6 protein-coding genes are annotated in these 7,533 nt (G+C 57.8%); 4 read left to right on the top strand and 2 right to left on the bottom strand.

Annotated elements, in window-relative coordinates; all coding sequences use genetic code 11:
• Nucleotides 1-615: 615 nt before the first annotated feature.
• Both QMX88_RS01440 and QMX88_RS01435 read right to left on the bottom strand, forming a co-directional pair.
• Nucleotides 616-1,836: a CaiB/BaiF CoA transferase family protein gene (locus QMX88_RS01440; RefSeq protein ID WP_282365501.1), complete on the bottom strand. Its 1,221-nt coding sequence runs from the start codon at nucleotides 1,834-1,836 to the stop codon at nucleotides 616-618.
• Between the two features lie 10 nt (nucleotides 1,837-1,846).
• A complete protein-coding gene (locus tag QMX88_RS01435) occupies nucleotides 1,847-3,028 on the bottom strand; it encodes an acyl-CoA dehydrogenase (RefSeq protein ID WP_282365500.1) in 1,182 nt (393 codons plus the stop codon).
• Nucleotides 3,029-3,199: 171 nt separating this feature from the next.
• On the opposite strand from QMX88_RS01435, the gene QMX88_RS01430 reads away from it, so the two are divergent.
• The 4 genes from QMX88_RS01430 to QMX88_RS01415 all read left to right on the top strand — a co-directional run bounded on the left by QMX88_RS01430 (nucleotide 3,200) and on the right by QMX88_RS01415 (nucleotide 7,419).
• Nucleotides 3,200-4,096 carry a LysR family transcriptional regulator gene (locus QMX88_RS01430; RefSeq protein ID WP_282365499.1) on the top strand — a complete coding sequence of 299 codons (897 nt, stop codon included), beginning with the start codon at nucleotides 3,200-3,202 and terminating at the stop codon, nucleotides 4,094-4,096.
• A gap of 424 nt (nucleotides 4,097-4,520) precedes the next feature.
• On the top strand, nucleotides 4,521-5,642 hold the full coding sequence (locus tag QMX88_RS01425; RefSeq protein ID WP_282365498.1) for a Re/Si-specific NAD(P)(+) transhydrogenase subunit alpha: 1,122 nt from the start codon (nucleotides 4,521-4,523) through the stop codon (nucleotides 5,640-5,642).
• An 11-nt stretch (nucleotides 5,643-5,653) separates the two neighbouring features.
• The gene (locus QMX88_RS01420) at nucleotides 5,654-5,974 is read left to right on the top strand and encodes an NAD(P) transhydrogenase subunit alpha (protein WP_065987890.1); all 321 of its coding nucleotides are present in this window, start codon (nucleotides 5,654-5,656) and stop codon (nucleotides 5,972-5,974) included.
• The gene (locus tag QMX88_RS01415; RefSeq protein ID WP_192174468.1) at nucleotides 5,974-7,419 is read left to right on the top strand and encodes an NAD(P)(+) transhydrogenase (Re/Si-specific) subunit beta; all 1,446 of its coding nucleotides are present in this window, start codon (nucleotides 5,974-5,976) and stop codon (nucleotides 7,417-7,419) included. Before QMX88_RS01420 ends, QMX88_RS01415 begins: the two co-directional genes overlap by 1 nt.
• Nucleotides 7,420-7,533: the final 114 nt, after the last annotated feature.

Below are 7,533 nucleotides of genomic sequence, written 5' to 3'. Positions count from 1 at the left end.
TCAAACTCTTCAGTTCAATACTGCAATTAGGTTTTGAGAAAACCTTATAAACTTGGCTCAGCAATCGTTGGTTAAACCATGATTTCTCGTGGAGTAACTTGCGATGCTGATAATCTTGCGACTTCAGCCTTACAGCACAAGCACCCACACGAATTGCTTGATTCAGTTGTTAAAGAGCGGGTGGTTAAGATCTTTCGTCTCAACCGAGGCGCGCATTCTACAGCGTCTCTTGTTTCTGTCAAGCGGTTATTTTAAGAAGTTTTCAAAGTTTCCTCATCAACTTCAACCACTTGCGCTTCGCTCGACTTAACGCCTCACGTCAGCGGGAGGCGAATTCTACAGCGTTACAATCTGCTGTCAACTGCCTTTTTCACCGCTGTCGATTCAAGCATCTGAACCGAAGCATTCCTCGCTGCTTACTTCGTCCAACTCGTTGATTATCAAGGAGTTTTCCGTTTCGTCTGCGCCGGAAGTGGGGCGAATTATAGACAGATCCAGAGGGGCGTCAACACCTAATTTGAACTTTTGGCGAAAAAGCCAAAACCCTAAGGAAATCCGATACTTCCTTCTGTTCATATAGAGACCGGCTAAAGACTCCTGCAAGAGCACCAGCCCTTAGAGAACGCCCCTCTGACGCAAGGCAATTACCTCAGCGTCAGGTAATCCTAATAATCCGGTTAGAACTTCCAGTGTGTGCTCTCCCAACAACGGCGGCGCACGCCGATATTCAACAGGCGTGGCAGATAAACGGATCGGACTGGCAACCTGAGGAACAGTCCCGCCCAATGCATGAGGCAACTCGACCTGGAGACCGCGGAATTGCACCTGCGGATCTGCGAACACCTGGGCGACATCGTTAATAGGCCCACACGGTACGCCGGCCCCCTCCAACGCCGTGACCCATTCAGCCGTGGTCTTGAAGACGGTGGCCTGCCGGATCAGCGGGATCAGCTCGGCACGATGCGCCACGCGCTGCTCATTACTCGCAAACCGCGGATCGCTGGCCCACTGCGGTTGCCCGGCCACTTCCGCGAATTTGCGGAACTGGTTGTCGTTCCCCACCGTGAGAATGAAATCGCCATCGGCGGTGGGGAAATCCTGGTAGGGCACGATATTCGGGTGAGCATTACCCAGTCGCCTTGGCGATACGCCCGTCGTCAGGTAATTCATTGCCTGATTTGCCAGGCAGGCGACCTGCACATCCAGCAACGCCATGTCGATGTGCTGACCAGGCCCTCCCTGATCCCGATGCGCCAGAGCAGCAAGAATCGCAGAAGTCGAATACAGCCCCGTCAGAATATCCGTCAGCGCCACGCCGACCTTCACCGGTCCCGCGCCATCCTCCCCCTCGGGACGACCGGTAAGGCTCATCAGCCCACCGAGCCCTTGGATCATGAAGTCGTAACCTGCTCGCTTGGCGTAGGGTCCCGTCTGACCGAACCCGGTAATGGAGCAATAGATGAGCCTGGGGTTCTCCAGTTGCAGTGATTCGTAATCCAAACCGTAGGCCTTCAGCCCGCCAACCTTGAAGTTCTCGATGACGATATCGGACTTCGCCGCCAGTTCGCGGACCAGCTTCTGGCCTTCGGGTTGGGTGAAGTCGATGGTGACGGACTGTTTGTTGCGGTTGGCTGACAGGTAGTACGCAGCTTCAGACGTGTTTTCTCCGCGCGGATCCTTCAGGAAGGGCGGCCCCCACGCGCGCGTGTCGTCGCCGTTACCCGGGCGCTCGATCTTGATCACCTCGGCACCGAGGTCCGCCAGAATCTGCCCTGCCCAAGGGCCGGCGAGGACCCTGGACAAGTCCAGCACACGCAAATGCGATAACGCGCCCATTGCTGGCTCCTTAATAGAAGGCCTGGATGCCGGTTTGCGCGCGACCAAGGATAAGCGCATGGACATCGTGGGTACCTTCGTAGGTATTCACCACCTCCAGGTTGACCAGATGCCTGGCGATACCGAACTCATCAGAGATGCCGTTGCCACCCAGCATGTCACGCGCCATACGCGCGATGTCCAGCGACTTGCCGCAGGAGTTGCGCTTCATGATGGAGGTGATTTCGACCGCTGCGCTGCCCTCATCTTTCATCCGGCCAAGACGCAGGCAGCCTTGAAGCGCCAGCGTGATCTCGGTCTGCATGTCAGCGAGCTTTTTCTGGATCAGCTGATTAGCTGCGAGGGGACGGCCGAATTGTTGACGGTCCAGTGTGTATTGACGCGCAGTGTGCCAGCAAAACTCGGCAGCCCCCAAGGCACCCCAGGAAATGCCATAGCGGGCGGAGTTCAGGCACGTGAACGGACCCCTAAGACCGCGGACGTCCGGGAAAATGTTCTCTTCCGGCACAAACACGTTGTCCATCACGATCTCGCCAGTGATCGAAGCGCGCAGGCCGACCTTGCCGTGAATCGCCGGAGCAGTCAGGCCTTGCCAGCCCTTTTCCAGTACGAAGCCTCGTATATCCCCGGCGTCATCTTTGCCCCAGACAACAAAGACATCGGCAATCGGGCTGTTGGTGATCCACATTTTGCTGCCGGTCAGACGGTAGCCGCCTTCGACGCTCCGCGCACGGGTGATCATCGCGCCCGGATCCGAACCATGATTGGGTTCGGTAAGGCCGAAGCAACCAATCCATTCACCGGACGCAAGCTTTGGCAGGTATTTCTGCTTTTGCGCTTCAGTACCAAATTCGTTGATAGGCACCATGACCAGGGAGGACTGCACGCTCATCATCGAGCGATAACCGGAATCGACGCGCTCGACTTCGCGAGCGATCAAGCCGTAACACACGTAGTTCAGACCGCTGCCGCCGTACTGCTCCGGGATCGTGGCGCCGAGAAGACCTATCTCACCCATCTCGCGAAAGATCGCCGGATCGGTCTTTTCATGGCGGAAGGCTTCAAGCACACGCGGTGCCAGTTTGTCCTTGGCGAACTGCTCGGCGCTGTCGCGAACCATGCGCTCTTCTTCGGTGAGTTGCTGGTCCAGCAACAGGGGGTCGATCCAACTGAAACTTGCCTTGCCGCTCATGACTCTCTCCTCACCAAATGCGCTTCCGGACCTGCCGGAGAAGTAATGAAGCGAGCCTAGGCCTGAACCCTGGATCGAGCAAACGACGATTTCGCATCATCCTGTGTTAATTTCTCACTCCGAGACACGGCCGGTGCCAGCGGGCCGTCGCTGTGAGTGAGGCAAAGGTACATGCGTCGTAAAATCCCAAGCACCGCTGCGCTGGTGAGCTTCGAGGCAGCCGCGCGGCACGAGAGCTTCACCAAGGCGGCTGAAGAGCTTTCTCTGACCCAGAGCGCGATCTGCCGACAGGTCGCAAGCCTGGAAGAGTTCTTGAATGTCGGCCTGTTCCGACGTTCGCGACGGGGTGTGAAGCTTACGGAGGCTGGCCTTTCCTACAGCCGGCGCATCGCAACGCAACTTGACGCTGTTGAACGCGACACGCTGTCAGTGATGGGTCATCAGGGCGTCAATGTGATCGAACTGGCGGTAGTGCCCACCTTTGGCACGCAATGGTTACTGCCACGCCTAAAGGATTTTCAGAAGAACCACCCTGACGTCACTATCAACCTGACCAACCGCACGCGACCGTTTTTGTTTGCCGATACCGAATTCGACGCAGCGATCTACTTTGGTGATGCTGATTGGTCCGGTACCGAGTCCCACAGACTGATGGGCGAAAATCCCATGCCGGTCTGCAGTCCGGCACTGCTTGGGGCACGGCACAGCATCAGCGCTCAAGAGTTGGCCGAGATGCCGCTGCTCCAGCAAACCACTCGGCCCTACGCCTGGCGGCAGTGGTTCAACTTGCTGGACATGGGGGTGGCTCGCGACATGACAGGTCCCCGATACGAGCTATTCTCCATGCTCGCTCAGGCAGCCATGCACGACATGGGTGTGGCGCTCATACCACCATTTCTTATTCGGCATGAACTGGCCGAAAAACGCCTGGTGATTGCCAACCCTCACCAGCTTTCAAGCTCAAAGGCGTATTACTTGATGATTCCGGAGCGCAAAACGGAATCAGCGTCGCTGAAGGCGTTTCGTGACTGGCTGATTCAGCAGGCCAAGACCTACTCCCTGCCCTGAATGCCTATCCACAACACGCACGTTTCCGTGTAGTACGAAGATCCTAAAACCTACATATATCTTGATTTGTCGCATCTGCGACACACGCTTCTTTGTGCTCGCGTTATCCCAATAGTCATACAAATAGCGCTCTACAGCCTGATTTCGATTCATTTTAGGAATTTTGCCTTAACACGGTTGTGAGCACCCGTAACCAAGTAAATATGATTGGTATCAATGACTTAACCGGTTTTGTGCGTCAATCGGTCACAGGGTGACTTGTAGTACATTTTTCGTTCAGTTACAGAAACCCTTGAAGGCCTCTGGCATCCCCTGCAAAATGCCGCGCCCGGCTGTTTTAACGGGCGTAGTGATCGCAATCCCACCCCTCGGGCCGTAGCGCGCTGGCCTAATTAAGACAATAAGATCACGCAGGAGATTTGACGTGCACATTGGAGTCCCCCTCGAAACCCAGCCTGGTGAAACCCGGGTCGCCGCCACTCCCGAAACCATCAAAAAGCTCGTCGCCCAAGGCCACACCGTGACTGTGCAGAACGGCGCGGGCATTGCGGCGAGCGTGACCGACAGTGCTTATGAGGCGGCAGGTGCATTAATGGGCAGCGCCGCCGATGCGTTCGGCGCTGAACTCATCCTCAAGGTCTCCGCTCCCAACGACGCCGAGTTGCCGCTGATCAAAAGCGGCGCAGTGGTGGTCGGGATGCTCAACCCTTTCAATAACGACATGATCGCCAAGCTGGCTGAACGCGGTATCACCGCTTTTGCCCTCGAAGCCGCGCCACGTACCTCTCGCGCGCAAAGCCTCGACGTGCTGTCTTCCCAGGCCAACATCGCTGGCTATAAGGCTGTGCTGTTGGCGGCGCAGCACTACCCGCGCTTTATGCCCATGCTGATGACAGCGGCCGGTACGGTGAAAGCGGCGCGCGTGCTGATTCTCGGAGCGGGGGTTGCGGGGCTGCAGGCCATCGCCACTTCCAAACGACTGGGTGCGGTCATTGAAGCCTCGGACGTACGTCCAGCGGTGAAGGAGCAGATCGAGTCGCTAGGCGCCAAGTTCGTTGACGTGCCCTACGAGACTGACGAGGAGCGGGAAGCTGCCGTGGGCGTCGGCGGTTACGCCCGCCCGATGCCGGCCAGCTGGATGCAGCGTCAGGCTGTGGCCGTTCATGAGCGCGCCAAACAGGCGGACATCGTGATTACCACGGCGCTGATTCCCGGTCGCAAGGCTCCGGTGCTGTTAAGCGCTGAAACAGTCGCGCAGATGAAGCCCGGCTCGGTGGTGATCGATCTGGCGGCAGCGCAGGGCGGCAACTGCCCTCTGACCGTAGCCGACCAAGTGGTGGTCGAGCATGGCGTGACCATCGTTGGCCACACGAATCTGCCCGCCATGGTCGCGGCGGATGCGTCTGCTCTTTATGCCCGCAACCTGCTGGACTTCATGAAGCTGCTCTTCACCCAGGAAGGCCAGCTCCAGATCAACCTCGAAGACGACATCGTTGCCGCGTGCCTTATGTGCCGCGATGGCCAAGTCATCCGCAAGAACGGCTGAGGATAAAAATAATGGAAGAGTTCATCTCACCCGGTATCTACAACCTGATCATTTTCGTGCTGGCCATTTACGTCGGCTACCACGTGGTCTGGAACGTGACGCCTGCACTGCACACGCCCCTGATGGCAGTCACGAACGCTATCTCGGCCATCGTCATCGTCGGCGCCATGCTTGCCGCCGCGCTGACAGTGACGCCACTGGGCAAAACCATGGGCACCCTGGCCGTTGCGCTCGCGGCCGTTAACGTCTTCGGCGGTTTTCTGGTCACCCGGCGGATGCTTGAGATGTTCAAAAAGAAAGCGCCCAAGGCAAAAGACGAGGTGGCCAAGTAATGAGCATGAACCTCGTCACCTTGCTGTACCTCGTCTCGGCGATCTGCTTCATCCAGGCGCTGAAGGGCTTGTCTCACCCAACCACCTCGCGCCGAGGCAACCTGTTCGGCATGCTCGGCATGGGCCTGGCTGTTCTGACTACGATAGGACTGGTGTTCAAACTGGCTGCGCTATCTACCGACGGCGCCAGCGCAGGCATTGGCTACATCCTTATCGGTCTGCTGGTCGGCGGTACTGCCGGTTCGATCATGGCCAAGCGCGTCGAGATGACCAAGATGCCGGAATTGGTCGCCTTCATGCACAGCATGATTGGTCTGGCAGCCGTGTTCATCGCCATCGCTGCGGTGGTCGAGCCGCAGTCGCTGGGCATCGTTCACCACTTGGGCGATCCGATTCCTGCGGGCAACCGTCTGGAGTTGTTCCTGGGCGCGGCGATCGGGGCGATTACGTTCTCCGGTTCGGTCATCGCCTTCGGCAAGCTGTCGGGCAAATACAAGTTCCGCCTGTTCCAGGGCGCACCGGTGCAGTTTGCCGGTCAGCACAAGCTCAATCTGGTTCTGGGTCTGGCGACGCTGCTGTTCGGCATCACGTTCATGCTCACGGGTAGCCTGTTCGCGTTCAGCGTCATGCTGATCCTGGCGTTCGTGATTGGCGTGCTGCTGATTATCCCGATTGGTGGCGCAGACATGCCGGTTGTGGTGTCGATGCTCAACAGTTACTCGGGCTGGGCAGCGGCGGGTATTGGCTTCTCGCTGAACAACTCGATGCTGATCATCGCCGGCTCTCTGGTCGGCTCATCCGGCGCGATTCTGTCGTACATCATGTGCAAGGCAATGAACCGCTCGTTCTTCAACGTGATCGGCGGCGGCTTCGGTGGCGCAGTGGATGCCGGTGCTACGAGCGGCAGCAAGGAAGCCCGTCCGGTCAAATCGGGATCGGCTGACGATGCAACCTTCCTGCTGACCAACGCAGACACCGTAATCATCGTGCCGGGTTACGGGCTGGCGGTTGCTCGAGCGCAGCACGCGCTGAAAGAGCTGACCGAAAAGCTGACCCACGCGGGCGTCACCGTGAAGTACGCGATCCACCCGGTGGCCGGCCGGATGCCGGGGCACATGAACGTCCTGCTGGCGGAGGCCGAGGTGCCTTACGATCAGGTGTTCGAGATGGAGGACATCAACTCCGAGTTCGGCCAGGCGGACGTCGTCCTGGTGCTTGGCGCCAACGATGTGGTCAATCCGGCGGCCAAGAATGATCCCAAGTCGCCAATTGCCGGCATGCCGATTCTCGAGGCGTACAAGGCCAAGACCATCATCGTCAACAAGCGCTCCATGGCCAGCGGCTACGCGGGCCTGGATAACGAACTGTTCTACCTGGACAAAACCATGATGGTCTTTGGTGACGCCAAAAAGGTCATCGAGGACATGGTCAAAGCGATCGAATAATCGCTGCAACTCGCGATGAAACAACCCTCGGCGCAGGTCATGGCCGAGGGTTTTTTACAGCCCGGGTAAAAGTGTTTCTCGCGCAAAGGCGCTAATTAGAGCCTTTAGTGCGAC

The organism is Pseudomonas sp. PS02290, assembly GCF_029960075.1.
GTDB lineage: Bacteria > Pseudomonadota > Gammaproteobacteria > Pseudomonadales > Pseudomonadaceae > Aquipseudomonas.
This window is presented reverse-complemented; position numbering and strand designations above follow the sequence as displayed.